The organism is Thauera sedimentorum (assembly GCF_014489115.1).
In the GTDB taxonomy this organism is placed as follows: Bacteria; Pseudomonadota; Gammaproteobacteria; order Burkholderiales; family Rhodocyclaceae; genus Pseudothauera; species Pseudothauera sedimentorum.
The window spans coordinates 26,227-52,430 of sequence record NZ_JACTAH010000002.1; the positions used below are offsets into that span (position 1 = coordinate 26,227).

The window sequence follows — 26,204 nt, forward strand, 5'->3', positions numbered from 1 at the left end:
GCCGGGTGGACCACCCCGGCCATAGCAAGTTCGGGTACGCCTGCGGCAGACCCTATTGCGGCAAAGTATATCGACGGTGACTGATGCGCACCATCTAAATCGGCGCCGAAGGGCGCCGATTCAGGGAAATCCACAATCCAAAGAGCGGGCTGCGGCTCAGGCCTGGCGCACCAGGATCAGGTGGACACGATAGGGGCCGTGCGCCCCGAGCACGATTGTCTGCTCGATGTCGCCGGTGCGCGAGGGCCCGGAAATGAAGTTCACCGCGCGCGGCAGTTCGCCCAGTTCGGCGCGCGCCAAGGCCCAGCCGTCCTCCATGCCGGCGACGATGCGCGACTCCGGCACGATGGCGATATGGGTCTCCGGCAGCAGGCTGGTCGAGGGCGGCGCATCCGGCGCCGAGCAGGTCATCAGCGTGCCGGTCTCGGCGATCGCGCAGAAGCAGCCGGTGATGCCGACCAGGTCCTCGTCGCGCGCCGCGCGCGCCTCGGCCTGGATGCCGGCCGCGGCCCACGGCAGGTTTCCGTACTTCGGCCACACCACCGCCTGCGGCTGCAACTGGCGGTCGGCAAGGAAGCGCGCCACCGCGGCCGGCACCTCGTCCAGCGTGTCGACCACATCCACGGTGGACGACTGCACGCCGGATTCATGGCAGAAGCGCGCGACCAGATCGGTGCCCAGTTGAGGGCGCGGTCCCTGGGTGCGCGCGGCAAAGGCGGCGCGCACGTCGGTCTCGCCTTCGTGGCGGTTCTGGTCGCTGCGGCCGAGCGCAACGCGCACGCGGAACAGGATGTCTTCTCGGGCGTCCATGGCTTCTTCCGTGAGTTTCTTCGCTAGATCAGGCCAGCCGGTTGCGCGGCGCGCCGGCGGCAAAGGCTTCGATGTTGTCGATCACCTGGTCGGCCAGGCGCTGCATCGCCTGGGCGGAGGCCCAGGCCACGTGCGGGGTGACGATCAGGTTGGGGAGGTCGGCGTCGAGCAGCGGATTGCCGTCGCGCGGCGGTTCGGTGGACAGCACGTCGGTGGCCGCACCGGCGATTAGTCCGGCACGCAGGGCCTCGGCGAGCGCCACTTCGTCCACCAGCCCGCCGCGCGAGGTGTTCACCAGGATCGCCGTGGGCTTCATGCGCGCGAGTTCGGCCGCGCCGATCAGGCCGCGGGTGTTGTCCTTGAGCGGACAGTGCAGCGAGATCACGTCGGCCTCGGCCAGCACCTGCTCGAAGGCGGCGTAGCCCTCGCGCACCGTGGTCGCGCCGCGGTGTTCGGCGAACAGTACGCGCATGCCGAAGGCCTCGCCCAGGCGCGCGACGCCCTGCCCCAGTCCCCCGCGGCCGACGACGCCCAGGGTGGCGCCGGCCAGGTCGCCGATCGGGTGGTCGAAGAAGCAGAAGTTCTCGGACCGCGCCCAACGCCCGGCGCGCACGTCGGCGACATAGTCGAGCAGCCGGCGGCGCAGCGCGAGGATCAGCATCATGGCGTGCTCGGGCACGGTATCCACCGCGTAGCCGCGCACATTGGAGACCACGATGCCGCGTTCCCGGCAGGCCGCCAGGTCGATGTTGTCCGCGCCGGTGGCGGCCACCGCGATCATGCGCAGCTCGGGCAACGCGGCGATTTCCGCCGCGCCCAGCTTCAGCTTGTTGATGATCGCCACCTGGGCGCCGGCCAGCCGTGCGACCAGTTCGGCCTGCGTCGTCGCCGGGTGCTCGATCCAGCGGTGCTCGATTGCCGGGGCACGGAACTGCGCACCGACCGCATCGCGCTCGGGGCAGACGATGGTGATCACCGCGCTGCCCCCTTGCGCCGCTCGGCGTAGAGCTCGCGGAAGGTGCGCCCCTCCGGCGCCGGGAAATCCCGCCCCTTGGTCCACTCCTGGGCCACGCCAAGCACACGGATGCGGTCGGTGCCGTCGGCCAGCCAGTTGAGGTAGCGCACGCCGATCCTGGTGGCCAGCGCATAGAGCTTGGGATGGCGCGCCACCCAGCCCCAGGCGCGCAGCGCGAGGCGTTCGCTGCGCGGACGCAGGTCCATGTCCACCTGCTTCTCGCGCAGGCCGCGCAGCAGCTCGGGCAGCGGGATCTTCACCGGGCAGACCACGCTGCACTGGCCGCACAGCGTGGCCGCGTGCGGCAGGTCGAGCGCGTTGGCGATGCCGGTGTAGAGCGGCGTGAGCACCGAGCCCATCGGCCCCGGGTACACCCAGCCGTAGGCGTGCCCGCCAACGGTCTGGTACACAGGGCAGTGGTTCATGCACGCGCCGCAGCGGATGCAGCGCAGCATCTCCTGGAACTCGGTGCCGACCAGGCTGGCGCGGCCGTTGTCCACCAGGATGAAGTACAGGTGCTCGGGGCCGTCGAGCTCGTCTGCGCCCTTCACCCCGGTGAGCACCGACACGTAGTTGGAGATGTGCTGCCCGGTGGCCGAACGCGGCAGCAGGCGCATCAGCGTGGCGAAATCCTCCAGCGTCGGGATGACCTTCTCGATGCCGGTGATCACCACGTGCACCTTGGGCATGGTGGTCACCATGCGGCCGTTGCCCTCGTTGGTGACCAGGGTCACCGAGCCGGTTTCGGCGATCAGGAAATTGCCGCCGGAGACGCCCATCTCGGCGGTGAGGAAGTGGCCACGCAGGGCCTCGCGCGCCTCGCGGGTCATCTCCTCGATGCCGCTCTTCTTCGGCTTGCCATGGGTGCGCACGAAGAGCTCGGCAACCTCTTCCTTGGACTTGTGGAAGGCCGGGGCGATGATGTGCGAGGGCGGTTCGTTGTCGTTGATCTGCAGGATGTACTCGCCCAGGTCGGTCTCCACCGGCTGGATGCCGGCAGCGGCGAGCGCCTTGTTGAGCGCGGCCTCCTCGGAGAGCATGGACTTGGACTTGACCACCTTGGTCACGCCGTGGCGCTTGGCGATCTCGGTGACCAGGCGGCAGATTTCGGCGCCGTCGCGCGCGTACATGACCTGGCCGCCGCGCTCGGTGGCCTTGGCCTCGAAGGTCTCCAGCCATACGTCGAGGTTGGCCAGCGTGCGGTTGCGGATGGCCTTGCCGGCTTCGCGCAGGGCTTCGAAGTCGGCGCCCTCGTCGCGCTCGTACTCCGCCACCGCACGGGCGCGCGCATCGACGAACTTGCTCTTGGCCTTGCCGAGGTTTTCCTGCAGCACGCGGTCGGCGAGCTTGTCGCCCACGCGCGCCTTGAAGAACATCGCCTGACTCTGCATCAGCCCTCTCCCGCCAGCACTTCGGCCACATGCAGCACGCGGGTCTTGTCGTCGCCCATGCGGCGCAGCTTGCCTTCGATGTTGAGCATGCAGCCCAGGTCGCCCAGCACCACCGCGTCGGTGCCGGCAGCCTGGATGTTGCGCGCCTTGCGCTCGGCGATCTGCGCCGAGATGTCGCCGAACTTCACCGAGAAGGTGCCGCCGAAGCCGCAGCACTCCTCGCAGCCACCCATCTCGGTGAGCAGCAGGCCGGGCACCTTGGCCAGCAGCTCGCGCGGCTGGCGCTTGACGCCCAGCTCGCGCAAGCCGGAACAGGAGTCGTGATAGGTCACCGAGCCGTCGAAACGCCCGGGCACCGTCTCGAGCTTGAGCACATTGACCAGGAAATCGGTCAGCTCGCGGGTACGGGCGGCCAGTTGCAGCGCGCGCGCATGGTTGGCCGGGTCGTCCTTGAACAACTCGGGGAAGACCTTGACGATCTGCCCGCCACAGGAGCCCGAGGGCGTCACAACCCATTCGAGACCGTCGAAATCGTCCAGCACCTTGAGCGCCAGACCGCGCGCGGTGGCCGCGTCGCCCGAGTTCCAGGCGGGCTGACCACAGCAGGTCTGGCCTTCCGGCACCACCACCTCGCAGCCGGCCCCTTCCAGCAGTTTCAGCGTGGCAAAGCCGATGCGCGGCCGCATCATGTCCACCAGGCATGTCACGAACAGCCCTACCCGCATTGCAAGCCTCCTTCCTGCGGCGCCCTGCCGCGTCATTTCACTAGGCGAAATTAAGTCCGCCGGCTAACATTCGCAAGTTACGGAAAACCCGCAGGATCGACGTGTCACCCAACAAAACAAGAACTTCGGCCACCGCAGCACCGGAAGCCAAGAACCCCATTCAGGTCATCGAGCGCATGATGAAGCTGCTCGACGCGCTGGCCCGCCACCCCGACCCGGCGCCGCTCAAGCAGCTCGCCCTGGACACCGGCCTGCACCCTTCGACCGCCCACCGCATCCTCGGCGCGATGAGCCAGAGCGGCTTCGTCGAACGCACCGAGCCGGGTGTGTACCGGCTGGGCATCCGCCTGCTGGAACTGGGCAGCCTGGTGAAGTCGCGCATCTCGCTGCGCGAGACCGCGATGCCCTCGATGCTCAAGCTGCACGCGGCCACCGGCGAGAGCGTGAACCTCGGCATCCGCGACGGCGACGAGATCGTCTATGTGGAACGCACCTCCAGCGGCCGTTCGGCGGTGCGGGTGGTGCACATCGTCGGCGCCCGCGCCCCGCTGCACACCACGGCCACCGGCAAGCTCTTCCTGGTCGAGGACGGCGCCGAGCGGGTGCGCGACTACGCCAAGCGCACCGGCCTGCCGGCTTCCACCCCGACCTCCATCACCAGCCTGCAGTCGCTGGAGAAGGAATTGGACAAGGTTCGCCGTCACAACGTGGCCTTCGACCTCGATGAAGTGGAGAACGGGGTGCGCTGCATCGCCGCCGGCATCCGCGACGACGCGGGCGAACTGATCGCCGGCCTGTCGCTGTCGACACCATCCGAGCGCTTCAACCCGGACTGGGCGCCGCTGGTGCGCCAGACGGCGGAAGAGATTTCCCAGGCAATGGGCTACGTCCAACGCTGAGGGCGAGGGCTGACCTCAGACACTGAGGGGCAAAGGGCTCAGCCCTCGCGCCGCCCGCCGGCCAGGGCCAGACGCTGCAGGCCGGCGGTCTGCAGCCATTCGCGCAGGCGCTTGGCGTCGGTGTCGCGCGCCCAGCGGCTGCGCGCATTCATCAGCACGATGATCACCGGTTCGCCCTGAAGCTGGGTCTGCATCACCACGCAACGCCCCGCTTCGCGAATGAAGCCGGTCTTCGACAGACCGATGTTCCACTCCGGATTGCGCACCAGGCTGTTGCTGTTGCGGTACTGCAGCATCTTGCGGCCGACGCGCACCTGACGCTCGTCCGAGGTGGTGAATTCACGGATCAGCGGATATTCGGCGGCCGCGGCGACCATCCTCACCAGGTCGCGCGGACTGGAGACGTTGCGCGGGCTCAGTCCGGTGCTGTCATAGAACTGGGTGTCGCTGAGGCCGATCATGCGCGCCTTGACGTTCATCGCCTTGATGAAGGCCGCCTCGCCGCCCGGGTAATGACGGGCCAGCGCGGAAGCGGCACGGTTCTCCGAGGACATCAGCGCCAGCAGCAGCATCTGCTCGCGGCTCAGGCGCGCGCCGATCGGCAAGCGCGAGCCGGTGCCCTTGAGCGTGTCGATGTCCGCGCGGGTCACGGTCAGCGTCTCCGCCAGCGGCAGGGCGGCGTCGAGCACCACCATCGCAGTCATCAGCTTGGTGATCGAGGCGATCGGTGCCACCGACGCGCCACGCCGCTCGGCGAGGATCTCCCCGGTGAGCTGGTGGGCGATGGCGAAGGCGCTCGACCCCAGTTCCAGGCCGCTGATGCCGCGGTCTTCCGCCCGGACGGCGGCCTTGCCGGATTTCGTGCCTTCCTGCCCGGCCGCAGCCTGCGAAACCCAGCCGAGCTGGGCGAATACGATGCCAAGAAGTGCGGCTGCAAAGGTTCGATACATCATGACGAATCCGGGGGCGTGTGCGCGTTCCTATTATTCTTAATAAAAATAAACAGATATCAAGCTTTTTTGAAGCTGTTTCGTAAAACAGTCAAAGAGGATTGTCACAAAATCGCCCCGACAGCGACTTGAGCCAGGGCAATTGCTTAACGGCCTGCCGGCTCATAACCTTAGAAAATCAGTCACTTCGCCACGACGTGCGAGGGTGTCGCAGTAGCCCAGCTCGATCAGCGCGCGGGTGAAGCCGGGTTCGAACAACAGGTAGGAGAGCAGGGTCGAGCCCTCCCTGCGCATCGCCCCGACCCCGCGCAGCAGGGTGCGCAGCAAGGGCGGCAGGCTGCGCCGGTGGTGGCCGGCGATGGTGTCCAGGCGCTGCGAGGGCGAGATCACCAGGGTTTCGATGGGGCGCAGGCCGATGCCGGCCGCCTCGCGCTGCGCCGGGCTCATCGCCCCCACGGTGGTGTTGATGCGGTCCAGGCGCTCGAGATCCACCGCCAGGCTGTCGAGGAAGATGCTCGACAGGGCGTGGCCGGCGATCTGTGCCGGCGAGGGATAGGTCTCGGTGCGTTGCCGCCCTTCTTCCGCGAGCCGCCCGGCACCGATCACCAGGATGCGATCGGCCCCCAGGTGGATGGCCGGGCTGATGGGCGCGAGCTGGCGCATGGAGCCGTCGCCGAAGTACTCCCGGTTGATCTTCACCGCGGGAAAGACGAAGGGCAGCGCGCTGGTGGCCAGCAGATGCTCGACGCCTATCCGCGCCCGCATGCCGACGCGCTGGGTGCGCCGCCAGGGCTGGACCTCGGACGCGGCCTCGAAGAAGGCCAGGCTCTCGCCCGAGGTGTAGCCGGAGGCGGTGACCGACAAGGCGTACAGATGGCCGGCGTCGATGGCGCGACCAATCGCGGAGAAATCCAGCACCCTGCCGAGCAGGCGGTGCAGCGGCGCGTTGTCGAGCAGCGAGCGCGGGGTCTGGCGCACCGCCCAGCCGAGGGTCAGCGCCGCGCCCCAGCGCAGCCCCGTGCCGAACAGGGCGGCCGGGTCGGTGCGGTATACCTGCTCCACATGGAAATTGCGCCAGATCCACATCAGCCGGCGCACCGCGGCATTGAAATCGGCCGAATACACCGCCAGCGCGGCGGCGTTGATGCCGCCCGCGGAGGTGCCGCACAGGATGGGGAAGGGATTGCCGGCGCGGCGCCCGCGCAGCTCGCGGATCGCGGCAAGCACGCCGACCTGGTAGGCGGCGCGCGCGCCGCCCCCGGTCAGCACCAGCGCCGCCCGTTCCCCCGCCTGCGTCATCGCGCGCCTCCCCGGAACCTGGATGCCGACATGCTACGCCGGATCACCCGCCGGGCGGCGTGACGCAGCTGTCGGACAGCCGTCGGCTCACTCGCCCTGCCCGGCCTCGACCACGGTCAGCGCGGTCATGTTGACGATGCGCCGCACGGTGGCGGACGGGGTGAGGATGTGCACCGGCTTGGCCGCACCGAGCAGGATGGGGCCGACGGTCATGCCCTCGCCAGCCGCGTTCTTCAGCAGGTTGAAGGCGATGTTGGCCGCATCCAGGGTCGGGAAGATCAGCAGGTTGGCGTCCTCGCGCATCTTGGCGTTGGGGAAGACCTGCAGGCGATGCTTGGCGTCCAGCGCCGAATCGCCGTGCATCTCGCCTTCCACCTGCAGATCCGGATGCTGTTCGTGCAGCATGCGCAGCGCGGTGCGCATCTTCTCGGCGGTGGGCGAGTCGGCCGAACCGAAGGACGAGTGCGACAGCAGCGCCACCCGCGGCTCGATGCCGAAGCCCTGCATCTCCTTGGCGGCCAGCAGGGTCATCTCGACGATCTGCGCCGGCGTGGGGTCGTAGTTCACGTAGGTGTCGGCCAGGAACAGCGTGCGCCCCGGCAGGCTGAGCAGGTTCACCGTGTACAGGTGGTCCACGCCTTCGCGGCGGCCGAGCACGGTCTCGACGAACTCGCGGTGCAGGCGGTGCATGCCGTAGGTGCCGCAGATCAGCCCGTCGCCGTAGCCGAACTTGAGCAGCAGGGTGCCGATCAGCGTGGTGCGCCGGCGCACTTCCTTCTTGGCGTACTCCACCGACACGCCGCGGCGCTCCATCAGGCCGTGGTAGTGCTGCCACAGCTCGTTGAAGCGCGGATCGGAGTCCGGATTGACCAGTTCGTAGTCGCGATCGGCGGCCATGCGCAGGCCGAAGCGCTCGATGTTGTTCTTCACCACCTCCGGGCGGCCGATCAGGATCGGACGCGCCAGCCCCTCGTCCACCACGGTCTGCACCGCGCGCAGCACTTTCTCGGATTCGCCTTCCGAGAAGATGATGCGCTTGGGCGTCTTGCGGGCGGCGGCGAACACCGGCTTCATGATCAGCCCGGAATGCCAGACGAAGTTGTTGAGCTGGCTGCGGTAGGCGTCCCAGTCGGTGATCGGGCGGGTGGCCACGCCGGAGGCCATCGCCGCTTCGGCCACCGCCGGGGCGATCTTGACGATCAGGCGCGGGTCGAAGGGGCGCGGGATGATGTACTCGGGACCGAAGCCACCGACCTTCTCGCCATACGCGGCGGCGACGATGTCGCTCTGCTCGGCGCGCGCCAGCTCGGCGATCGCGCGCACCGCGGCGAGCTGCATCTCGTCGGTGATGGTGGTCGCGCCCACGTCCAGCGCGCCGCGGAAAATGAACGGGAAGCACAGCACGTTGTTCACCTGGTTCGGATAGTCCGAACGGCCGGTGGCGATGATGGCGTCGTCGCGCACCGCCTTGACCTCCTCGGGGAGGATCTCCGGGGTGGGGTTGGCGAGCGCCAGGATCAGCGGGTTGGCGGCCATCTTGGCGACCATCTCGCGCTTGAGCACGCCGCCGGCGGACAGACCGAGGAAGACGTCCGCGCCCTCGATCACCTCGGCCAGCTTGCGCGCGTCGGTCCGCTTGGCGTAGCGCGCCTTGATCGGGTCCATCAGCGCGGTGCGCCCTTCATAGACCACGCCCTCGAGGTCGGTCACCCAGATGTTCTCGACCGGCACGCCCAGCTTGACCAGCAGGCCCAGGCAGGCGAGCGCCGCGGCGCCCGCGCCGGAGGTGACCAGCTTGACCTTCTTGAGGTCCTTGCCCTGCATCTGCAGGCCATTGAGGATGGCCGCGCCGACCACGATGGCGGTGCCGTGCTGGTCGTCGTGGAAGACCGGGATCTTCATGCGCTCGCGCAGCTTCGACTCGATGTAGAAGCACTCGGGCGCCTTGATGTCCTCCAGGTTGATGCCGCCGAAGGTGGGCTCCAGCGCGGCGATCATGTCGATCAGCTTGTCGGCGTCCGGCTCGTCGATCTCCAGGTCGAACACGTCGATGCCGGCGAACTTCTTGAACAGCACGCCCTTGCCTTCCATCACCGGCTTGGCCGCCAGCGGCCCGATGTTGCCCAGGCCGAGCACCGCGGTGCCGTTGGTGACCACGCCGATCAGGTTGGAGCGCGCGGTCAGTTCCGCCGCCTGGCCCGGGTCCTCGACGATGGCGTCGCAGGCTGCGGCCACGCCCGGCGAATAGGCCAGCGACAGGTCGCGCTGGTTGCTGAGCACCTTGGTCGGGGTCACCGAGATCTTGCCCGGGCGCGGGTTGCGGTGGTAATCGAGCGCTGCGACGCGTATCAGTTCATCCATGGCGGTTCCGTCTTCTCTCTTTGTTTGGCTGGTGTGGGCGACCGGGGTCGGGCTTTTCGCCGCCTTCCGGGACGTGGCATAATATTAGGCTTTCGCCGACTGCGGTTTACCCTAGTATTTTCCGCAAGTCGCACTGCAGGGGTGTGACTGGTCCGCCCCCGCAGCCCGCCGGCCGCACGCTGTGCCGCCCGACCGACGGGGACCGGTTTAGCACCCGCAACCTGGAGAGCCACCCGCCATGACCCAACGCTTTTCCGAGGCCGCCCTGGCCGCCGCCCCCGACTATGTTCGCCACCAAGGCCTGAAGAAGTGGGTCGCCGAGATCGCCGCGCTCACCGAGCCCGATCGCGTGGTGTGGTGCGACGGGTCGCAGGAAGAGTACGACCGCCTGTGCGCCGAGATGGTCGAGTCCGGCATGCTGATCAAGCTGAACCCGGAAAAGCGCAAGAACTCCTACCTCGCCTGGTCCGACCCCTCCGACGTCGCCCGCGTGGAAGACCGCACCTTCATCTGCTCGCAGAACAAGGAAGACGCCGGCCCGACCAACAACTGGGAAGACCCGGCGGTGATGCGCGAAACCCTGAACGGCCTGTTCAAGGGCTGCATGCACGGCCGCACCATGTACGTGATCCCGTTCTCGATGGGTCCGCTGGGCAGCCCGATCGCCCACATCGGCGTGGAAATCTCCGACAGCCCCTACGTGGTCACCAACATGCGCACCATGACCCGCATGGGCAAGGGTGCCATCGAGGTGCTGGGCACCGACGGCGAGTTCGTGCCCTGCGTGCATTCGGTCGGCGCCCCGCTGGCCGCCGGCGAGAAGGACAGCCGCTGGCCGTGCAACCCGGACACCAAGTACATCGTGCACTACCCCGAGACCCGCGAGATCTGGTCCTACGGCTCGGGCTATGGCGGCAACGCGCTGCTCGGCAAGAAGTGCTTCGCGCTGCGCATCGCCTCCACCATGGCGCGCGACGAAGGCTGGCTGGCCGAGCACATGCTGATCCTCGGCGTGGAATCCCCGGAAGGCGAGAAGACCTACGTGGCGGCCGCCTTCCCCTCGGCCTGCGGCAAGACCAACTTCGCCATGCTGATACCGCCGAAGAGCTTCGGCGGCTGGAAGGTCACCACCGTGGGCGACGACATCGCCTGGATCAAGCCGGGCAAGGACGGCAAGTTCTACGCCATCAACCCGGAAGCCGGCTACTTCGGCGTGGCGCCGGGCACCTCCGAGAAGACCAACTTCAACGCCATGGCGACGCTGAAGGAAAACATCATCTTCACCAACGTCGCACTGACCGACGACGGTGACGTGTGGTGGGAAGGCATGTCCAAGGAAGCCCCGTCCCACCTGGTCGACTGGCAGGGCAAGGACTGGACCCCGGAGATCGCCAAGGAAACCGGGCGCAAGGCCGCCCACCCGAACGCGCGCTTCACCGCCCCCGCCAACCAGTGCCCGTCCATCGACCCGGCCTGGGAAGACCCCGCCGGCGTGCCCATCTCCGCCTTCATCTTCGGCGGCCGCCGCGCCACCACCGTGCCGCTGGTGTACCAGGCCTTCAACTGGAACTTCGGCGTGTACATGGCCGCCACCCTGGGTTCGGAGACCACCGCCGCCGCCTTCGGCGCGCAGGGCGTGGTGCGCCGCGATCCCTTCGCCATGCTGCCCTTCTGCGGCTACCACATGGGCGACTACTTCAACCACTGGCTGAAGATGGGTCACGTGGTCGAGCAGACCCCGAAGATCTTCTGCGTGAACTGGTTCCGCATGGACGAGAAGGGCAACTTCATGTGGCCGGGCTTCGGCGAGAACATGCGCGTGCTGAAGTGGATCGTCGACCGCGTCAAGGGCAAGGTCGCCGCCAAGGAAACCGCGCTGGGCTGGATGCCGAAGTTCGAGGACATCGACTGGAGCGGTTCCGACGTCACCAAGCCGGAGTTCGAGGCCCTGACCCAGGTTGACGCCGATGCCTGGAAGAAGGAACTCGAACTGCACAAGGAATGGTTCGACAAGCTGCAGGACCGCCTGCCGCGCCAGTTGGTGCTCAAGCGCGAGCTGTTCGAACTGGCCCTGTCGGTCTGAAGCTGCGCCGGCGCTCGGCCGGCACCCACGAGAAGCGTCGGCCACGGCCGGCGCTTTTTTGCTTTTCCCGCCCCCTGACTCACGGAGCAACGCGATGGCCTTTCAACCCGCCCGCCGCATGGCAGACATCCAGCCCTTCCACGTCATGGAGCTGCTGCGCCGCGCGCGCGAACTCGAGGCGCAGGGGCGCGACATCATCCACATGGAGGTCGGCGAACCCGACTTCCCCACGCCGCAGCCCATCATCGAGGCGGCCACGCGCTTCCTCGCCAACGGTGACGTGCACTACACCGCCGCGCTCGGCCTGCCGGCTTTGCGCGAGGCGATCGCGCGCTTCTACCGCGACCGCTTCGGCGCCGAGGTCGCGCCCGAGCGCATCGTCATCACGCCGGGCGCCTCCGGCGCGCTGATGCTGGCCCTGGCGGTATCCACCAACCCGGGCGACGAATGGCTGCTGCCCGACCCCGGCTATCCGTCCAACCGCCACCTGGTGCGCAGCGTTGAAGGCCGCGCCCGCGCCCTGCCGGTGGATGCGGCAAGCCGCTACCAGCCCACGCCCGGGCAGGTCGGCAGCGCCTGGCAGGCGGGCACCCGCGGCCTGATGGTGGCCAGCCCGTCCAACCCCACCGGCACCCTGCTGACTGCCGCGGAACTGGCCGCGCTGCACGCCGAAACCCATGCCCGCGGCGGCGTGCTGCTGGTCGACGAGATCTACCAGGGGCTCACCTACGGCGTGCCGGCCTCCACCGTGCTCGCCCAGCCGGCGCTCGCCGCGGCCGACGACCTCTTCGTGGTGAACAGCTTCTCCAAGTATTTCGGCATGACCGGCTGGCGGCTGGGCTGGCTGGTGGTGCCGCAGTGCTGGGCGCGCGAGGTCGAGAAGCTCGCCCAGCATTTCTTCATCTCCGCCTCCACACCCGCCCAGCACGCCGCCCTGGCGGCCTTTCAGCCGGCCACGCTGGAGATCCTGGAAAAACGTCGCCACGAGTTCGCCCACCGCCGCGACACCCTGCTGCCCGCGCTGCGCGAGCTGGATTTCGGCATCGCCACCGAGCCGCAGGGCGCCTTCTACATCTACGCCGACGTCAGCCGCCTGGGCGGCGACAGCGAGACCCTCGCCCGCCGTCTGATCGAGGAAGCCGGCGTGGCCACCACGCCCGGCCTGGATTTCGGCGACAACGCCCCGCGCCGCCACCTGCGCATCGCCTACACCACCCGCGAAGCCCGCCTGCTGGAAGCCTGCGAGCGCATGCGCGCCCTGCTCGGCTGACCCGCCGGCCCCACGACGCCGAGGTAAACGCAGGAAGGCGGACCTAAGCCCGCCTTCCTTGCACCACAGCCGCCGCAGCGGCCGGTTCCGGCCCTGCTCAGGCGCCGGCCGTAATGGCCACCTGGCCGCGCCCGGCAGCCGTCACCAGGCGCTGCTTCATCGCCATCACCCGACGATAGTAGGCCGCCGTGGCATCGTTGCGCGCGCCGCCGTAGTACTGCAACGCGGCCTTGAGCGAACCGAACCGACGCAGGCCCTCGTCGATCACCAGGGTGCCGACGCGCACGTTGAGCGCCGGATCGAACAGCGCATCTTCACCCGCGTCCTCGCCGATCTTGTCCATGTGGAAGCGCGGGATCACCTGCATCAGCCCCTGCGCACCGACATGGCTCTCGGCAAAGGGATTGAAGCTCGACTCCACAGCGATCACCGCCACCACCAGCAGCGGGTCGATGCCCACGCTGCGGGCGCTGTCCTCCGCGGCCAGCAGCACCGGCTCCAGGGCCAGCGACGAGACCCGGTAGCGGCGGGCGATGTAGTCGCGCACGCGCTCCATCTCCGCGGACAGCCCGGGCTGCTCGGCCTCGGCCTGCTGCGACTGGACGGTGCCGAAGTCGTAGCGCGAGCCGACCGCGGCATGCGCTTCGGCCATGCTGCCGTCGAAGAAGCGCAGCGGACCGCGCTCCAGCATGCCTGCAGCCACCACGGCGAGCGCCACCAGCCCTGCGCTGAGCAGGACACCATGGGCGGCGTGAATCAAAAAGGAGCCCGCATTGCGGACGAGGTGCTTGAAACGAGTTGCGTGCATCATGGTTCCCCCGTTCCGGCATCGAACGCACGCCCGGCCCGCCCCTCGGCCTCCGCATGCGGCGGGTCGGCGTGATCGAGGGTGGGTATGCCTGGACGACCCGAAGGCCGGAGGCGGAGCGAAGCGTCGGCTGCCAGTCGTTGTTCAAGCGCGCTGCCGCAACCAGACAGCGTGCCCCGCGGTGCGAGCGGCCCATGGATGCGCCCTGCCCGGCTTTGAGCCAGACCCGGCGCCGCACCTGAAAAAGCGTCGAAACAACATTTGCTGCAATGCAGCGAACGCCGAATACTATTGATTCCTTTGGTTTTTGTCAAACAGGCCGCTCTCGCCCGGGAGCAGGCCGCGCAGCCGCGCCCAGTCGAAGAACGGGCCGGGGTCGGTCTTGCGCCCCGGTGCGATGTCCGCGTGCCCGGCCACCCCGGCCAGCGGAAACTCGGCCCGCAGCAGGGCGATGAGCTCCGCGAGGCGGCGGTACTGCGCCGGCTCGAAGGGCTGCGTGTCGCTGCCCTCCAGTTCGATCCCGATTGAAAAATCGTTGCAGCGCTCGCGGCCGTCCCAGCACGACACGCCGGCGTGCCAGGCCCGCCGGGTCACCGGCACGAACTGCACCAGCTCGCCGTCGCGGCGGATGAGGAAATGGGCGGAAACGCGCAGCGCATGGATCTCCGCGTAGTAGGGATGCGCGGCCGGGTCCAGGCAGTTGGTGAACAGCTGCTCGATGCCCGGCCCACCGAACTGCTCCGGCGGCAGGCTGATCGCGTGCACCACGACGAGGTCCACCGGCACGCCCTCGGGCCGTTCGTCGCAGTTGGGCGAAGGCAGCTTGCGCGCGCCTTTCACCCAGCCATCGACGATGCGCATCGCCCCTGCCCTCTTCCGCTTCATCCGCCAGCCCCCAAGGAAAACGCGATTATGACGCGCCGGCCACCCCACACCCAGCGGCGCGACGCATCAGTTTTCGATAATATTCCACTTCCTAACCCTGCCTTGCCCGGAGCCCCGCATGCCCGCCCGCCCCGTCGATCCCACCCGCCGCCGCCTGCTCGCCGCCAGCCTGGGCGGCTCCGCCATGGCAGCCGTCGGCGCGACCTGGCCGGCGGTGCAGGCCTTTGCCGACGACATGGAGCACTTCATCAAGGGCCCTGCGGTACCCGACATCGCGCCGCAGCAGCTCTCCGAGCATGTGTGGATGATCTGGTCCCGGGACGGCTTTCCCACCCCCGAGAACCAGGGAATGATGTGCAACGTCACCTTCGCCATTACCCGCAAGGGCGTGGTGATGCTCGATCCGGGCGGTTCCCTGCAGATCGGTGAGATGGTCATCCGCCAGATCCGCAAGCTCACCGACAAGCCGGTGGTGGCGATCTTCAACTCGCACTATCACGGCGATCACTGGCTGGCCAACCACGCCTTCGTGGACGCCTACGGTGCCGACCTGCCCATCCATGCCCATCCACACACCGCACGCGAGATTGCCGGCGTGCAGGGCAACCTGTGGCGCAGCCTGATGGAACGGTGGACCAACCAGGCCACCGCCGGCACGCGCATCGTCGCGCCCAATCGCACGGTCGAGCACGGCGCCGAGTTCGATTTCGGCGATGTCACCCTCCGCGTTCATCACTACGGCGTGGCCCACACCCCCGGCGACATCTGCCTGCAGGTGGTCGAGGACAACCTCACCTATGTCGGCGACGTGGCCATGGACCGGCGGATCGCCAACATGGACGACGGTTCCTACCCCGGCACCTTCCGCACCTACGACGCGCTGGAAGCCAATGCACGGTCGGCGATCTGGGTGCCGGGTCACGGCCATGCCGGGCCGGGCGTACTCGACTGGAACCGCGAGCTGTTCGCCGGCATTTGGGAGAACTGCGTGCAGGCGGTCGAGGAAGGCCTGCCGATGGACGCCGCGCGCGAGATGGTCGTCAAGGATCCCCGCGTGGCGGGCAAGGCGGCCGACACGGCCGGCTTCGACGGCAACATCGGCAAGTACGTGAGCCTGGCCTACCTGGAAGCGGAAAAGGAAGCGTTCTAGGCGCGATTGCCGTACAATCGCCCGCTTGCCCGCAGCCACCAATCGCTGCGGCTGCAAAACCTCTAGACCCTGGCCGGCGCCCTCCCCCTTGCCGGCCCTTGCCCCGCCAGCCGTGATTGGTGTCGCCCGATGCGCGCGACAGGCCGTCGCTGGAGCTTTTCCCTTACATGACGAATCAAAACGACTTCGCCAGCCTCGGGCTGGCCGAACCCCTGCTGCGCGCCATTTCGGAAGCCGGCTACACCACCCCCACCCCCATCCAGGCCCAGGCCATCCCGCTGGTGATCGCCGGCGGCGACCTGCTCGCCGCGGCGCAGACCGGCACCGGCAAGACCGCCGGCTTCACGCTGCCAGTACTCCACCGCCTCTCCGCCGAGCACGTGCATCCGCGCGCCGCCGGCCGGCCGCGCTGCCTGATCCTCACCCCGACGCGCGAACTCGCCGCCCAGGTCGAGGAATCGGTGCAGACCTACGGCAAGCACCTGCCGCTGACCTCCATGGTCATGTTCGGTGGCGTGGGCATCAACCCGCAGATCGCCGCGCTGAGGAAGCGCGTGGACATCCTGGTCGCCACCCCGGGGCGGCTCCTCGACCACGTCGGGCAGAAGACGCTGGACCTGTCCGGCGTCGAGATCCTGGTGCTGGACGAGGCCGACCGCATGCTGGACATGGGCTTCATCCGCGACATCCGCAAGGTGCTCGCCCTGCTGCCCAAGCAGCGTCAGAACCTGCTGTTCTCGGCCACCTTCTCGGACGAGATCCGCCAGCTGGCCAATGGCCTGCTGCACAACCCGGGCTGCGTCGAAGTCGCCCGCCGCAACACCGCTTCCGAGTTGGTCGACCAGTCGGTGTATGCCATCGGCCAGAAGCAGAAGCGCGAGCTGCTGGCCTGGCTGATCAAGCAGAACGCCTGGGAGCAGGTGCTGGTGTTCACCCGCACCAAGCACGGCGCCAACAAGCTGGCCGAATACCTCGGCAAGCACGGCATCCCGGCCGCCGCCATCCACGGCAACAAGAGCCAGTCGGCGCGCACCCGTGCGCTGTCCGAGTTCAAGGACGGCTCCCTGCCGGTACTGGTCGCCACCGACATCGCCGCGCGCGGCCTGGACATCGACCAGCTCCCGCAGGTGGTGAACTTCGAGCTGCCCAACGTGCCGGAAGACTATGTGCACCGCATCGGCCGCACCGGCCGCGCCGGTGCCAGCGGCGCCGCGGTGTCGCTGGTGGACAGCGAGGAGATGAAGCTGCTCGTCGCCATCGAGCGCCTGATCAAGCGCAAGATCGACCGCGCGGTGCCGCAGGGCTTCGTGCCGAGCGCGCCGGGCACCGATGTCGAGGTGAATGAGGAACGTCCGCCGCGCAATGCGCCACGCGGACGCCAGGAGCACAAGCGCCCGCGCCACGCCGCCGACAGCGGCCGGCCGGCACCGCGGGCGGAAGCTCACGGCAACCCGCCGCGCAACAAGCAGCGCACGCAGACCGCCACGGAAGCCCCCCGGGCTGCCGCCCGCCAGGACGACGCACGGCGCGACGGCAACCGCCGCCCGCAGCAACGCGCCGCCCTGTTCGCCGCCAAGCCGGGCAACGGCAGCCGCTGAACGCCGGCAAAAAAAGAGGCGACCGGTCCCGCAAGGGACGGTCGCCTCGAACAGCGGGCCGCTTCGAGGGAAGGGGCGGCCCTTCAGGCAAGGATCAGGCCGCGCGCAGCCGGTACCACAGCGCGTAGGCCCAGCACGCCGCGCAGAAGCCGATGCTCAGGTCGATGAACGAGAACACCAGCAGCACGGCCGCCGGGATCATGCCGACCGGCGAGTCGAGCAGCCAGCTCGCCACCATCACCGCACCGGCTATCGCCACCAGTTTGTCGGCAAACATCTTGGCCCCCGCGTTGACCTGCTTGCCCTTGCCCAGCTTCGCGGTGAGCGTGGCAAAGAGCTTGTAGGACATGCACTTGTGCGGCGACACGAAGCCGCGCAGCAGCCCGCCGAGGGCCAGCACCAGCGCCAGCCAGCGATAAGGGGTGAACAGATAGGCCGCACTCACCGCAAAGGTGACCGCTGCCTGAAGGCGGTATGCATTGGCGCACACCGGCGCGATATCGAAACGCAGCATGTTCGGAGTCCTCGATGGAGAGGTCGCGAATATATAAGCGTTTTCTTATGTTTTCAAGTCCACTGTCACGATTCATGGACTGGCCGAAGAATGACAAATGGAAGTTGACAATGTCATTGTCGACACCAACAATCCGGATGTCATTCACACCGGAGACACCACCATGAAGCGTTTCCTTCGCATGCTTGTCCTCGCGCTCGCGCTCGGCCCGGGTCTGGCCCTGGCCAGCGGCCCGGTCAACATCAACACGGCGGACGCCGCGACGCTGGAGCAACTCAAGGGGATCGGCCCGGCCAAGGCAAAGGCCATCGTCGATTACCGCAAGCAGCACGGCAACTTCTCCAGTGCCGCCGATCTCGCCAAGGTGCCGGGCATCGGCGACAAGACGGTCGCCCAGTTGGGCAGCCAGATCACCGTGGGTACGCGCGCCGCGGCCAAGTAAGGCGAGGCGCCAGCGACGGCCGGCGGAATCCGCGGCAACGCGCCCGGGTTTCGCCGGCCGTATTGCGTTCTATGCGCCCGGCCAGGCGTTCTCGCCCAGCACCTCGGCCATCGGCATGCGCTCGGCCCAACGCTCGATCTCCAGCATCGGCCGCGGATAATAGGCCGCCACATGGCCGACACACAGGATGGCCACCGGCTTGGCACCCTCCGGCATGGCCAGCAGCCCGGCCAGCTTGAGCGGATCGAAGATCGACACCCAGCCGAGCCCCAGCCCCTCCGCCCGCGCCGCCAGCCACATGTTCTCGATCGCGCAGGCCACCGAAGCCAGATCCATCTCCGGCAGGGTGCGGCGCCCGAACACGTGGCGCTCGCGCCCGTCGGCCAGTGCCACCACCAGCACCTCGCCGGCGTCCAGCACGCCCTCCACCTTCAGCCGCATGAACTCGTCCTCGCGCTCACCGAGCGCCCGCGCGGTGGCCCGGCGCTCCTCCTCGACCAGGGCGTGCATCGCCCCGCGCAAGGCCCTGTCGGTGATGCGGATGAAACGCCAGGGCTGCATGTAGCCAACGCTCGGCGCATGGTGCGCCGCCCACAGCAGGCGCTGCAGCACCTCGGGTGCGACCGGGTCCGGCAGGAAATGGCGCATGTCGCGACGCTCGGCAATCGCACGATAGACCGCCTCGCGTTCTGCTTCGGTGAACGGCTGCGCGGCGACTGCTTCGGGGCTGGACACGGCATCGACTCCTATCGGGATTCAGCGACGGCGGATTGTGCCCCAGGCTCACACGACGGCCAAACCGCTTTTCCATACGCTCCCGTACGGAGATAATCGCGCCTGCACAAAAACAAGCATCCATACGAGCAAGAGGGAAACAGCATGCAGGACGCAGCAACGCAGTATCGCAACAAACTCATGTCCGCCACCGAGGCCGCCGCGCTGGTGCGCGACGGCGACACCGTCGTGGTGCCTACCGGGGTCGGCGAGCCGCCGGCCCTGCTCGCCGCCCTGTCCGCCCGCCGGCACGAGCTGCGCGGCGTGGCGGTGAGCCAGATCCTCCCGCTGCGCCGCTTCGACTACCTCGATCCGGCCACCCGCGAGCATGTGCGCCACGACGCCTACTTCTTCGGCGGCGCCACCCGCGCCGGCGGCCAGGAAGGCTGGGTCGATTTCATCCCGGCCTACTTCTCCGAGCTGCCGATGCTGATCGACCGCGGCCTGAGCCCGGCGGACGTGGTGTTCAGCATGGCCTCGCCGATGGACGAGCACGGCTACTTCGCGCTCTCGCTGGCGCCCGACTACACCATGGCCGCGGTGCGCCGCGCGCGCGCGGTGGTGCTGGAAGTGAACCCCAATGTACCCTTCGCCAACGGCGACTGCCATGTGCACGTCTCCCAGGTCGCCGCGCTGGTGGAGAGCGCCGACGAGCTCTTCGAAGTCGGCCTGCCGGCCATCGGCGCGGTGCAGGAGGCGATCGGCCAGTACGTCGCCGACATGATCGACGACGGCGCCACGCTGCAGATCGGCTACGGCGGCATTCCGGACGCGGTGGTCATGCAGCTCAAGCACAAGCACGACCTCGGCATCCACACCGAGATGATCGGCGACGGCATCCTCTCCCTGGTCGAGGCCGGCGCGGTCACCAACCGGCGCAAAACCTTCATGCCCGGCAAGATGGTCGCCACCTTCGCGCTCGGCTCGCGCCGCCTGTACCGCTTCCTGCATCGCAACCCGATGCTGGAGATGCACCCGGTCGAGTTCACCAACGACCCATACATCGCGGCGCGCAACGACAAGCTGTGCGCGATCAACGCTACCTTGCAGATCGACCTGCTCGGCCAGTGCGGCTCGGAGAGCCTGGGTCCGCAGCCCTACTCCGGCACGGGCGGCCAGGTGGATTTCGTGCGCGCCGCCAACCGCTCGCGCGACGGCAAGGCCTTCATCGTGCTGCCGTCCACCGCCAAGGCCAACAGCATCTCGCGCATCGTGCCCACGCTCACCCCCGGCACCCACGTGACCACCAGCAAGAACGACATCAACTACGTGGTCACCGAATACGGCGTGGCCCAGTTGCGCGGCAAGACCGCCAAGCAGCGCGCCGAGGCCTTGATCGGCATCGCCCATCCGGACTTCCGCGGCGAACTGCGCCAGGCCGCACGGCAACTGCAGCTGCTCTGAGCCGGCAATTCGGCGGCCCGGGCTCGGGCCGCCGAACGGCAAGCTTGACATTTAGCACGACCGTTCGTATTTTTCAGCCATGAACAAAGGCGAACACACCCGCAATGCGATCCTCGAAGCCGCGCTCGCCCAGGCGAGCGCTGCCGGCTTCGAGTCGCTCACCATCGGCTCGCTGGCCGAACGCTGCGGTCTGTCCAAGAGCGGCCTGTTCGCCCACTTCGGCTCGCGCGAGGACCTGCAGGTCGCGGCGGTCGGACTGGCCGCCGAGCGCTTCGCCGAAGCGGTGTTCGTCCCCGCCCTCAGCCAGCCGCGCGGCCTGCCGCGGCTGCGCGCGCTGTTCGACAACTGGCTGGAATGGACGGTGCGCAGCGGGCTGGCGCATGGCTGTCCGATGCAAGCCGCGGCGGTGGAATTCGACGACAAGCCCGGCCCGATGCACGACGCGGTGGTCGGCCACTACACGCGGCTCGAGCAGTCCATGGCCCGTGCGGTCGAACTGGCCATCGGCGAAGGCCACCTGCGCGCCGACCTCGACGTCGGTCAGATCGTCTTCGATCTGCTCGGCATCGTCTTCGCCTACTACCACCAGAAGCGGCTGATGCACCGCGACACCGCGGCCGCGCACGCGCGCGCGGCCTTCGCACGGCTGATTGCCGCGGCTTCACCCACCCCCTGAGCTGCCCGGAGTACCACCATGAGCACCGCTTTCGCCTCGCCCAGAAATAGCACGGTCGTGCTGAACACTTCCCTGCATGCCCTGCTGCGCGCCTATTTCGGCACCCTCTCCCGCCTCCTCCCGGGTCTCGCGGTACGACAGGCCGAGCGTCTGTTCACCCGCCCGCCGCGCTATGCCGGGCGTCGCAGCGTGACGGTCGCCGCGCGGCGTGACACGGTGAGCGCCGATGGACGCGAGATCGCGGTATGGCAGGCCGGTCCGGCCGACGCGCCGGCCGTGCTGCTGGCGCACGGCTGGGGCGGGCGCGCGGTGCAGATGGGCAGCTTCGTCGAGCCGCTGCTCGCCCGCGGCCATCGTGTGGTGTGGTACGACCAGCCGGGCCACGGCGCCAGCGGCGGCGGCGCGGTGGCGCTACCGGACATGCTGCGCGCCCTCGAAGCGGTGGTGCGCACCCATGGACCGTTCAGCGCGGCGGTCGGCCACTCGCTGGGCGCTGGCGTGCTGGCGCTCGCACTGCGCCGCGGCCTGGTGCTGGAGCGCGCGGTGTTCGTCGCCCCGCCCGCATCGATGAACGAATACGCCCACCACTTCGCCCGTCTGCTCGGCATCAGTGCACGGGTGCGCGAGGCCATGCGCGAGCGCCTGGAGCGCCGCTACGGCCTGCGTTTCGCCGAGATCGACCGCAGCGAGGAACTGGCGCAGGTGCGCATCCCGGCGCTCTTCGTACATGATGCGGCCGACCCGGACGTCCCCTTCGAGCACAGCCAGCGCCTCACCGCGCGCATGCCCACAGCCCGCCTGATCCGAACCTGGGACCTGGGCCATCACCGCATCCTGCGCGACCACGGCGTGGTAAGCGCCGCAGCGGCCTTCATCGGCGGACAGGAGCACGCCCTGCCCGCCGAACTGCCACGCCTGCCGGAGCCGGCACCGCTCTACTGAGCGGGCGCACAGGGCAGGAGCGGGCTTGCCCACGATGCGGCCGGCAAGGAAACCGCCGCCGCATCGCGGCCAAGGCCGCTCCTACGACACACGCCCTCCGCTTCAGCCCAGCGGCCCGCCCGCGGCAAGTACCGCCTGCGTGTCGCGCACCGCGTCGACCAGCGCCTCGTCCGCTTCGCCCGCCGCGCCCTGCCAGCGGTCGAAGTGCAGCAGCTGCTCGATCGGCAGGCGCGGCAGCCAGCCGGCAGCTTCCAGTTCTGGCTTGCGGTAGAAGTGGCTGACGTGGCCGATGCACAGGTAGGCCACCGGGGTGATGCCGGCGGGGATGCCGAGCGCCTCGCGCAGCGCGCGCTGGTGGAAGATGCTCACCCAGCCCACCCCCAGACCTTCGGCGCGCGCGGCGAGCCACAGGTTCTGCACCGCGCACACCGTGCTGTACAGATCCATGGTCTTGATGTGGGTGCGCCCCACCACCACCGGACCGTGGCGTTCGCGGTCGCAGGTCAGGCACAGGTTCACCGGTGCTTCGAGGATGCCTTCGAGCTTGAGCTTGCGGTAGGTGGTGCGCTGCTCGCCCTCGAACATCAGGGCGGCTTCCGCGTGCGCCTCCGTGAAGGCCGCATGCACCCGCCGTTTGACCTCGGGCGAACGCACCACGACGAAGTCCCACGGCTGCATGAAGCCGACCGAGGGCGCATGGTGGGCGGCGGCGAGGATGCGCGCCAGCACCTCGTCCGGCACCGGGTCGGGGAGGAACTCGCCGCGCACGTCACGGCGGGTGAAGATGGCCCGGTACACCGCGGCGCGCTCGGCGTCGTCGAAGGCGGGATGGGTCTGGATCTGCTGCAATGGGCTGCTCATCGTAGTCCCCTTGGTAAGAGCAGCGGTAGGAGCGGGCTTGCCCGCGATGCGGCTTCATTTGCATCCGGAACCACCCTATCGCGGGCAAGCCCGCTCCTACGCGCGGTGGACAATCCGTTCGGACAGTCCACGTGGACAGCGGCTTTCCACGCCGCTGCGGGTCGCGTCTCGAGGCCGGTCTTCCGACTGAGGTTCGTCCCGTCCGGACGCCTTCCCGGCCTGTTCGGCCAGTGGCTGCTTGCGCTTGCCCGGACGGTCCCCAACACGGCGCTGGGCACGTGGCGGAATCGCACCGCCTTCCCGATTCTCCCGCGCGTCATGCGCGGGCACCTCGAAACGGTGAAAGATCAGTTCGTCAGCAGGCGGGCGGCCACCTCCGGCGCGGACGGGAAATAGAAATGCACGTAGGAGGCGGTGAGCCGGCCGCGGCGGTAGATCGCCTCGCCCTCGCCGCCGTCCGGGCGCTGCGCGCGGCAGAGCGGCGCGAGCGCTGTCTCGGTCTTGGAGTAATGGAAGGTGTGACCGGTCAGGCGGCCTTCCGGCAGTTCGGCCTCCTGCATGCCGAGCGCCGCCAAACGCGGCTGCATCACCGCGCGGCCGGGCAGCAGGCCGCCGAAGGCATGCGTCACGCCGGCCTTGTCCACCACCGCATCGAACAGGCTCATCATGCCGCCGCACTCGGCCAGCAAGGGCTTGCCGGCGTCCACATGCGCGCGCAGGTCGGTCCAGAAGCCGGTATTCGCGGCCAGACGCTCACCGTGCAGTTCCGGATAGCCGCCGGGCAGCCAGACCGCATCGCATTCCGGCAGGCGCTCGCCGGCCAGCGGCGAGAAGAAGGCCAGACGCGCGCCGAGCGCGGTGAGCGTGTCGAGGTTGGCCGGGTAGATGAAGCCGTAGGCCGCATCGCGCGCCACTGCCACGGTGCGCCCGGCGAGCAGCGGCGCCGGCGCGGGCGCGGCCACCGGGGCGAAGTCGACCGGCGGCGGCAGTTCGCCCGCGCCGGTGGCGGCCAGCGCGTCGGCCATGCGGTCCAGGCGCTCGGCCAGATCGGCGATCTCGGCGGCCTGCAGCAGGCCGAGATGGCGCTCGGGCAGGGCCGCGCCGGCTTCGCGCGGCACCGCGCCGTACCAGCGCATGCCGTCCGGCAGCGCCGCGCGCAGCATGTCGGCGTGGCGCGCGCTGCCCACCCGGTTGGCAAGTACGCCGGAGAACGGCAGGCCGGGCCGGTAATGCGCCAGCCCGTAGGCCACCGCGCCGAAGGTCTGCGCCATCGCGCTGGCGTCGATCACCGCCATCACCGGGATGCCGAAGCGCTGGGCGATGTCGGCTCCCGAGGGTCCGCCGTCGTACAGGCCCATGACGCCTTCGACCAGGATCAGGTCGGCCTCGCGCGCCGCGGCGTGCAGCCGCCAGGCGGCATCCTGTTCGCCGCACATGCCCAGATCCAGGTTGTACACCGGTGCGCCGCTGGCCACCGCGTGGATCTGCGGGTCGAGGAAGTCCGGGCCGCACTTGAACACCCGCACCCGCCGCCCCTGGCGGGCGTGCAGGCGGGCGAGCGCGGCGGTGACCGTGGTCTTGCCCTGGCCGGAGGCGGGAGCGGCGACGAAGAGCGCCGGGCAGCGTTCAGTCATCGGCGGCCTCCCCGCGGTGGATGGCGCTGCAGCCGGCGTGCGGCGGGTGTGCCGGCGGCTCGCCCGCGTCCGGCTGGAACCAGGCCAGGCGCGGGTACAGGCCCACCACCCCGCCCACTACGGTGAGCGCGGGCGGACGGATGCCGGCCCGCGCGACCTGCCCGGCCAGGTCGGCCAGCGTAGCCACCGCCACGCGCTGCTGTGCGGTGGTGCCGCGCTCGATGACGCCTGCCGGCGTGCTCGCCGGCAGGCCGTGTTCGACCAGGCGGGCGCAGATCTCGCCCAGGCGCGAGATGCCCATGTAGATCACCAGGGTCTGATTGGGGCGGGCGAGCATCGGCCAGTCCAGCTCCAGCGCGCCGTCCTTGAGGAAGCCGGTGGCGAACACCACCGACTGCGCATGGTCGCGGTGGGTGAGCGGGATGCCGGCGTAGGCGGCGATGCCCGCCGCCGCAGTCACGCCGGGCACCACCTCCACGGTGATCCCCGCGGCCATCAGCGTCTCCATCTCCTCACCGCCGCGCCCGAAGATGAAGGGGTCGCCGCCCTTCAGCCGCACCACCCGCCGCCCGGCGCGCGCATGACGCACCAGCAGGGCGTTGATCTCGTCCTGCGGCAGGGTGTGGTCGGCGGCCTTCTTGCCGACGTAGATGCGCGCGGCCGCAGCGGGCGCGAGCTCGACGATGAGCGGACTGACCAGATTGTCGTACACCACCACCTCGGCACCGGCCACCAGGCGCGCGCCGCGCAGGGTGAGCAACTCCGGGTCGCCGGGGCCGGCGCCGACCAGGTAGACATGACCGGGTTGCGGCCCCGGACGGGCGCTGGCAAGTTCAGGCAGGGACATGCTTGCTCTCGGTGTGGCGGGACCAGGGACATGGTTTCGCTGTCAACATAGCGCCTATCGGCCCGCCTTGTCGGCCAGTTCCGCCAGCCCGGCCAGCACGCGCGCGCCCGGCTGGAAGAAATTCTCCCCGACGAGGTGGATCACCGGCACCGGCAGCAGGCCGAGCAGGGCGTTGCATTGCTGGGCATCGGTGCGGTCGAGCGAGAACACCACGTCCGGCTGCAGCCGGTCGACCGCGGTGAGCAGATCCTCGTACTCCTCGCCGGGGCGGATGTGGCGGATGCGCGGCGCGCTCTCCACCAGCTCGAAGCCGGCATGCGCGAACACGTCGCCGACGAAGTGGGCGCGGCCGAAGGAATACGGCATCGCGCTGCACGCCGACAGCACCAGCACGCGCCGCCCCTTGCCGCCCACCCGTGCGGCGGCGGCCTGCCAGTCGCGGCGGAAGGCGGCTACCCGGGCATCGACGTCGGGCACGCCGCTGGCGTGCCCCAGTTCGGCGAGCATCGCCTCGGCGTCGGCCAGCGAGGCGAAGCCGTTCACCCGCAGCAGCCGGGCGCCGGCCGGCAGCGCGTCCTGCAGGGCGGCCGCGTCCGTGCCTTCGGACGCCACCAGCAGATCCGGGGCGAGCAGTTCGATGGCGTCGACGTCCGGGTCCTTCACCCCGCCGGTGCGCGGCAGATCGAGCGTGTCGTAGCGCGACACGCCGACGATGCAATGGCCGCGCCCCAGCCAGTCGAGCGCGGCGCTCAGATAGGGCGACTGGCTGACGATGCGCGGGCAGTCGCCGGCCAGGACAGCGCTGGAGGCGGCCAGCAGCAGGCCGGCAACAAGGGTACGGAACAGCGTGGTGAGAGTTTTCATGG

Annotated in this window: 24 protein-coding genes and 1 riboswitch; of the genes, 9 read left to right on the forward strand and 15 right to left on the reverse strand. The window is 69.1% G+C overall.

Annotation, left to right across the window (positions count from 1 at the left end; all coding sequences use genetic code 11):
• Window positions 1-156 precede the first annotated feature (156 nt).
• Genes IAI53_RS09870 through IAI53_RS09885 form a run of 4 tightly spaced genes read right to left on the reverse strand, consistent with a single transcriptional unit; the run spans window position 157 to window position 3,941 of the window.
• On the reverse strand, window positions 157-810 hold the full coding sequence (locus tag IAI53_RS09870) for a LutC/YkgG family protein (RefSeq protein WP_187718040.1): 654 nt from the start codon (window positions 808-810) through the stop codon (window positions 157-159).
• A gap of 28 nt (window positions 811-838) precedes the next feature.
• Window positions 839-1,786, reverse strand: coding sequence for a D-2-hydroxyacid dehydrogenase (locus tag IAI53_RS09875; RefSeq protein ID WP_187718041.1), 948 nt, complete (start codon window positions 1,784-1,786; stop codon window positions 839-841).
• A complete protein-coding gene (locus IAI53_RS09880; RefSeq protein ID WP_187718042.1) occupies window positions 1,783-3,216 on the reverse strand; it encodes a LutB/LldF family L-lactate oxidation iron-sulfur protein in 1,434 nt (477 codons plus the stop codon). The genes IAI53_RS09875 and IAI53_RS09880 overlap by 4 nt, the downstream gene beginning before the upstream one ends.
• Entirely contained in the window at window positions 3,216-3,941 is a 726-nt protein-coding gene (locus IAI53_RS09885; RefSeq protein ID WP_187718043.1) for a (Fe-S)-binding protein, read from the reverse strand. Before IAI53_RS09885 ends, IAI53_RS09880 begins: the two co-directional genes overlap by 1 nt.
• Window positions 3,942-4,117: 176 nt before the next feature.
• Here IAI53_RS09885 and IAI53_RS09890 point away from each other — a divergent pair, with 176 nt between their 5' ends.
• The gene (locus IAI53_RS09890) at window positions 4,118-4,840 is read left to right on the forward strand and encodes an IclR family transcriptional regulator (RefSeq protein ID WP_187719387.1); all 723 of its coding nucleotides are present in this window, start codon (window positions 4,118-4,120) and stop codon (window positions 4,838-4,840) included.
• A gap of 38 nt (window positions 4,841-4,878) precedes the next feature.
• Here the strand turns inward: IAI53_RS09890 and pbpG are convergent, their stop codons facing one another.
• From pbpG to IAI53_RS09905, 3 genes are all read right to left on the reverse strand, one after another.
• Window positions 4,879-5,793, reverse strand: a complete 915-nt coding sequence (gene pbpG, locus IAI53_RS09895) for a D-alanyl-D-alanine endopeptidase (RefSeq protein WP_187718044.1) — start codon at window positions 5,791-5,793, stop codon at window positions 4,879-4,881.
• A 159-nt stretch (window positions 5,794-5,952) separates the two neighbouring features.
• Window positions 5,953-7,089 carry a patatin-like phospholipase family protein gene (locus IAI53_RS09900; protein WP_187718045.1) on the reverse strand — a complete coding sequence of 379 codons (1,137 nt, stop codon included), beginning with the start codon at window positions 7,087-7,089 and terminating at the stop codon, window positions 5,953-5,955.
• Window positions 7,090-7,176: 87 nt separating this feature from the next.
• On the reverse strand, window positions 7,177-9,450 hold the full coding sequence (locus IAI53_RS09905; protein ID WP_187718046.1) for an NADP-dependent malic enzyme: 2,274 nt from the start codon (window positions 9,448-9,450) through the stop codon (window positions 7,177-7,179).
• A gap of 238 nt (window positions 9,451-9,688) precedes the next feature.
• On the opposite strand from IAI53_RS09905, the gene IAI53_RS09910 reads away from it, so the two are divergent.
• Both IAI53_RS09910 and IAI53_RS09915 read left to right on the forward strand, forming a co-directional pair.
• A complete protein-coding gene (locus tag IAI53_RS09910; protein WP_187718047.1) occupies window positions 9,689-11,533 on the forward strand; it encodes a phosphoenolpyruvate carboxykinase (GTP) in 1,845 nt (614 codons plus the stop codon).
• A gap of 94 nt (window positions 11,534-11,627) precedes the next feature.
• Window positions 11,628-12,803: a pyridoxal phosphate-dependent aminotransferase gene (locus IAI53_RS09915; RefSeq protein ID WP_187718048.1), complete on the forward strand. Its 1,176-nt coding sequence runs from the start codon at window positions 11,628-11,630 to the stop codon at window positions 12,801-12,803.
• Between the two features lie 97 nt (window positions 12,804-12,900).
• On the opposite strand, the gene IAI53_RS09920 is transcribed toward IAI53_RS09915, so the two are convergent.
• Window positions 12,901-13,614, reverse strand: a complete 714-nt coding sequence (locus IAI53_RS09920; protein WP_187718049.1) for a lytic transglycosylase domain-containing protein — start codon at window positions 13,612-13,614, stop codon at window positions 12,901-12,903.
• Between the two features lie 285 nt (window positions 13,615-13,899).
• A complete protein-coding gene (gene ampD / locus IAI53_RS09925; RefSeq protein ID WP_187718050.1) occupies window positions 13,900-14,472 on the reverse strand; it encodes a 1,6-anhydro-N-acetylmuramyl-L-alanine amidase AmpD in 573 nt (190 codons plus the stop codon).
• 142 nt (window positions 14,473-14,614) lie between these two features.
• Between ampD and IAI53_RS09930 the strand changes: the two genes are divergently transcribed.
• Together IAI53_RS09930 and IAI53_RS09935 are read left to right on the forward strand one after the other, a co-directional pair.
• Window positions 14,615-15,646: an MBL fold metallo-hydrolase gene (locus tag IAI53_RS09930; protein ID WP_187718051.1), complete on the forward strand. Its 1,032-nt coding sequence runs from the start codon at window positions 14,615-14,617 to the stop codon at window positions 15,644-15,646.
• A 167-nt stretch (window positions 15,647-15,813) separates the two neighbouring features.
• The gene (locus tag IAI53_RS09935) at window positions 15,814-17,244 is read left to right on the forward strand and encodes a DEAD/DEAH box helicase (RefSeq protein ID WP_187718052.1); all 1,431 of its coding nucleotides are present in this window, start codon (window positions 15,814-15,816) and stop codon (window positions 17,242-17,244) included.
• Between the two features lie 94 nt (window positions 17,245-17,338).
• Here IAI53_RS09935 and IAI53_RS09940 read toward each other — a convergent pair whose 3' ends face one another.
• Window positions 17,339-17,758: a DUF4395 family protein gene (locus IAI53_RS09940; protein WP_187718053.1), complete on the reverse strand. Its 420-nt coding sequence runs from the start codon at window positions 17,756-17,758 to the stop codon at window positions 17,339-17,341.
• A 163-nt stretch (window positions 17,759-17,921) separates the two neighbouring features.
• Between IAI53_RS09940 and IAI53_RS09945 the strand changes: the two genes are divergently transcribed.
• Complete coding sequence (locus IAI53_RS09945; protein ID WP_187718054.1) at window positions 17,922-18,200, forward strand: ComEA family DNA-binding protein; 279 nt, start codon at window positions 17,922-17,924, stop codon at window positions 18,198-18,200.
• Between the two features lie 69 nt (window positions 18,201-18,269).
• Here IAI53_RS09945 and bluB (IAI53_RS09950) read toward each other — a convergent pair whose 3' ends face one another.
• A complete protein-coding gene (bluB, locus tag IAI53_RS09950) occupies window positions 18,270-18,935 on the reverse strand; it encodes a 5,6-dimethylbenzimidazole synthase (protein ID WP_187718055.1) in 666 nt (221 codons plus the stop codon).
• A 144-nt stretch (window positions 18,936-19,079) separates the two neighbouring features.
• Between bluB (IAI53_RS09950) and IAI53_RS09955 the strand changes: the two genes are divergently transcribed.
• The 3 genes from IAI53_RS09955 to IAI53_RS09965 all read left to right on the forward strand — a co-directional run bounded on the left by IAI53_RS09955 (window position 19,080) and on the right by IAI53_RS09965 (window position 21,996).
• Window positions 19,080-20,378 (forward strand): acetyl-CoA hydrolase/transferase family protein, encoded by a 1,299-nt coding sequence (locus tag IAI53_RS09955; protein WP_187718056.1) that lies wholly within the window; start codon window positions 19,080-19,082, stop codon window positions 20,376-20,378.
• A gap of 79 nt (window positions 20,379-20,457) precedes the next feature.
• Entirely contained in the window at window positions 20,458-21,054 is a 597-nt protein-coding gene (locus IAI53_RS09960; RefSeq protein WP_187718057.1) for a TetR/AcrR family transcriptional regulator, read from the forward strand.
• 18 nt (window positions 21,055-21,072) lie between these two features.
• The gene (locus IAI53_RS09965; RefSeq protein WP_187718058.1) at window positions 21,073-21,996 is read left to right on the forward strand and encodes an alpha/beta fold hydrolase; all 924 of its coding nucleotides are present in this window, start codon (window positions 21,073-21,075) and stop codon (window positions 21,994-21,996) included.
• Between the two features lie 102 nt (window positions 21,997-22,098).
• Here IAI53_RS09965 and bluB (IAI53_RS09970) read toward each other — a convergent pair whose 3' ends face one another.
• The 4 genes from bluB (IAI53_RS09970) to IAI53_RS09985 all read right to left on the reverse strand — a co-directional run bounded on the left by bluB (IAI53_RS09970) (window position 22,099) and on the right by IAI53_RS09985 (window position 26,202).
• Complete coding sequence (gene bluB / locus IAI53_RS09970) at window positions 22,099-22,857, reverse strand: 5,6-dimethylbenzimidazole synthase (protein WP_187718059.1); 759 nt, start codon at window positions 22,855-22,857, stop codon at window positions 22,099-22,101.
• Window positions 22,858-23,012: 155 nt separating this feature from the next.
• Window positions 23,013-23,206: riboswitch (cobalamin riboswitch) on the reverse strand.
• The gene (locus IAI53_RS09975) at window positions 23,205-24,491 is read right to left on the reverse strand and encodes a cobyrinic acid a,c-diamide synthase CobB (protein WP_187718060.1); all 1,287 of its coding nucleotides are present in this window, start codon (window positions 24,489-24,491) and stop codon (window positions 23,205-23,207) included. It overlaps the preceding riboswitch by 2 nt.
• The gene (cobA, locus tag IAI53_RS09980; RefSeq protein WP_187718061.1) at window positions 24,484-25,338 is read right to left on the reverse strand and encodes a uroporphyrinogen-III C-methyltransferase; all 855 of its coding nucleotides are present in this window, start codon (window positions 25,336-25,338) and stop codon (window positions 24,484-24,486) included. Before cobA ends, IAI53_RS09975 begins: the two co-directional genes overlap by 8 nt.
• Before the next feature lie 54 nt (window positions 25,339-25,392).
• Entirely contained in the window at window positions 25,393-26,202 is an 810-nt protein-coding gene (locus IAI53_RS09985) for an ABC transporter substrate-binding protein (protein WP_187718062.1), read from the reverse strand.
• Window positions 26,203-26,204 lie beyond the last annotated feature (2 nt).

Coding starts and splice junctions, on each gene's coding strand:
- IAI53_RS09870 (WP_187718040.1), bottom strand. CDS start 810: ATGGACGCCCGAGAAGACATCCTGTTCCGCGTGCGCGTTGCGCTCGGC.
- IAI53_RS09885 (WP_187718043.1), bottom strand. CDS start 3,941: ATGCGGGTAGGGCTGTTCGTGACATGCCTGGTGGACATGATGCGGCCG.
- ampD (WP_187718050.1), bottom strand. CDS start 14,472: ATGCGCATCGTCGATGGCTGGGTGAAAGGCGCGCGCAAGCTGCCTTCG.
- IAI53_RS09945 (WP_187718054.1), top strand. CDS start 17,922: ATGAAGCGTTTCCTTCGCATGCTTGTCCTCGCGCTCGCGCTCGGCCCG.
- IAI53_RS09960 (WP_187718057.1), top strand. CDS start 20,458: ATGAACAAAGGCGAACACACCCGCAATGCGATCCTCGAAGCCGCGCTC.
- IAI53_RS09965 (WP_187718058.1), top strand. CDS start 21,073: ATGAGCACCGCTTTCGCCTCGCCCAGAAATAGCACGGTCGTGCTGAAC.
- IAI53_RS09975 (WP_187718060.1), bottom strand. CDS start 24,491: ATGACTGAACGCTGCCCGGCGCTCTTCGTCGCCGCTCCCGCCTCCGGC.
- IAI53_RS09930 (WP_187718051.1), top strand. CDS start 14,615: ATGCCCGCCCGCCCCGTCGATCCCACCCGCCGCCGCCTGCTCGCCGCC.
- IAI53_RS09920 (WP_187718049.1), bottom strand. CDS start 13,614: ATGATGCACGCAACTCGTTTCAAGCACCTCGTCCGCAATGCGGGCTCC.
- IAI53_RS09900 (WP_187718045.1), bottom strand. CDS start 7,089: ATGACGCAGGCGGGGGAACGGGCGGCGCTGGTGCTGACCGGGGGCGGC.
- IAI53_RS09940 (WP_187718053.1), bottom strand. CDS start 17,758: ATGCTGCGTTTCGATATCGCGCCGGTGTGCGCCAATGCATACCGCCTT.
- IAI53_RS09910 (WP_187718047.1), top strand. CDS start 9,689: ATGACCCAACGCTTTTCCGAGGCCGCCCTGGCCGCCGCCCCCGACTAT.
- IAI53_RS09905 (WP_187718046.1), bottom strand. CDS start 9,450: ATGGATGAACTGATACGCGTCGCAGCGCTCGATTACCACCGCAACCCG.
- bluB (WP_187718059.1), bottom strand. CDS start 22,857: ATGAGCAGCCCATTGCAGCAGATCCAGACCCATCCCGCCTTCGACGAC.
- cobA (WP_187718061.1), bottom strand. CDS start 25,338: ATGTCCCTGCCTGAACTTGCCAGCGCCCGTCCGGGGCCGCAACCCGGT.
- IAI53_RS09890 (WP_187719387.1), top strand. CDS start 4,118: ATGATGAAGCTGCTCGACGCGCTGGCCCGCCACCCCGACCCGGCGCCG.
- IAI53_RS09915 (WP_187718048.1), top strand. CDS start 11,628: ATGGCCTTTCAACCCGCCCGCCGCATGGCAGACATCCAGCCCTTCCAC.
- IAI53_RS09935 (WP_187718052.1), top strand. CDS start 15,814: ATGACGAATCAAAACGACTTCGCCAGCCTCGGGCTGGCCGAACCCCTG.
- IAI53_RS09880 (WP_187718042.1), bottom strand. CDS start 3,216: ATGCAGAGTCAGGCGATGTTCTTCAAGGCGCGCGTGGGCGACAAGCTC.
- pbpG (WP_187718044.1), bottom strand. CDS start 5,793: ATGATGTATCGAACCTTTGCAGCCGCACTTCTTGGCATCGTATTCGCC.
- IAI53_RS09985 (WP_187718062.1), bottom strand. CDS start 26,202: ATGAAAACTCTCACCACGCTGTTCCGTACCCTTGTTGCCGGCCTGCTG.
- IAI53_RS09955 (WP_187718056.1), top strand. CDS start 19,080: ATGCAGGACGCAGCAACGCAGTATCGCAACAAACTCATGTCCGCCACC.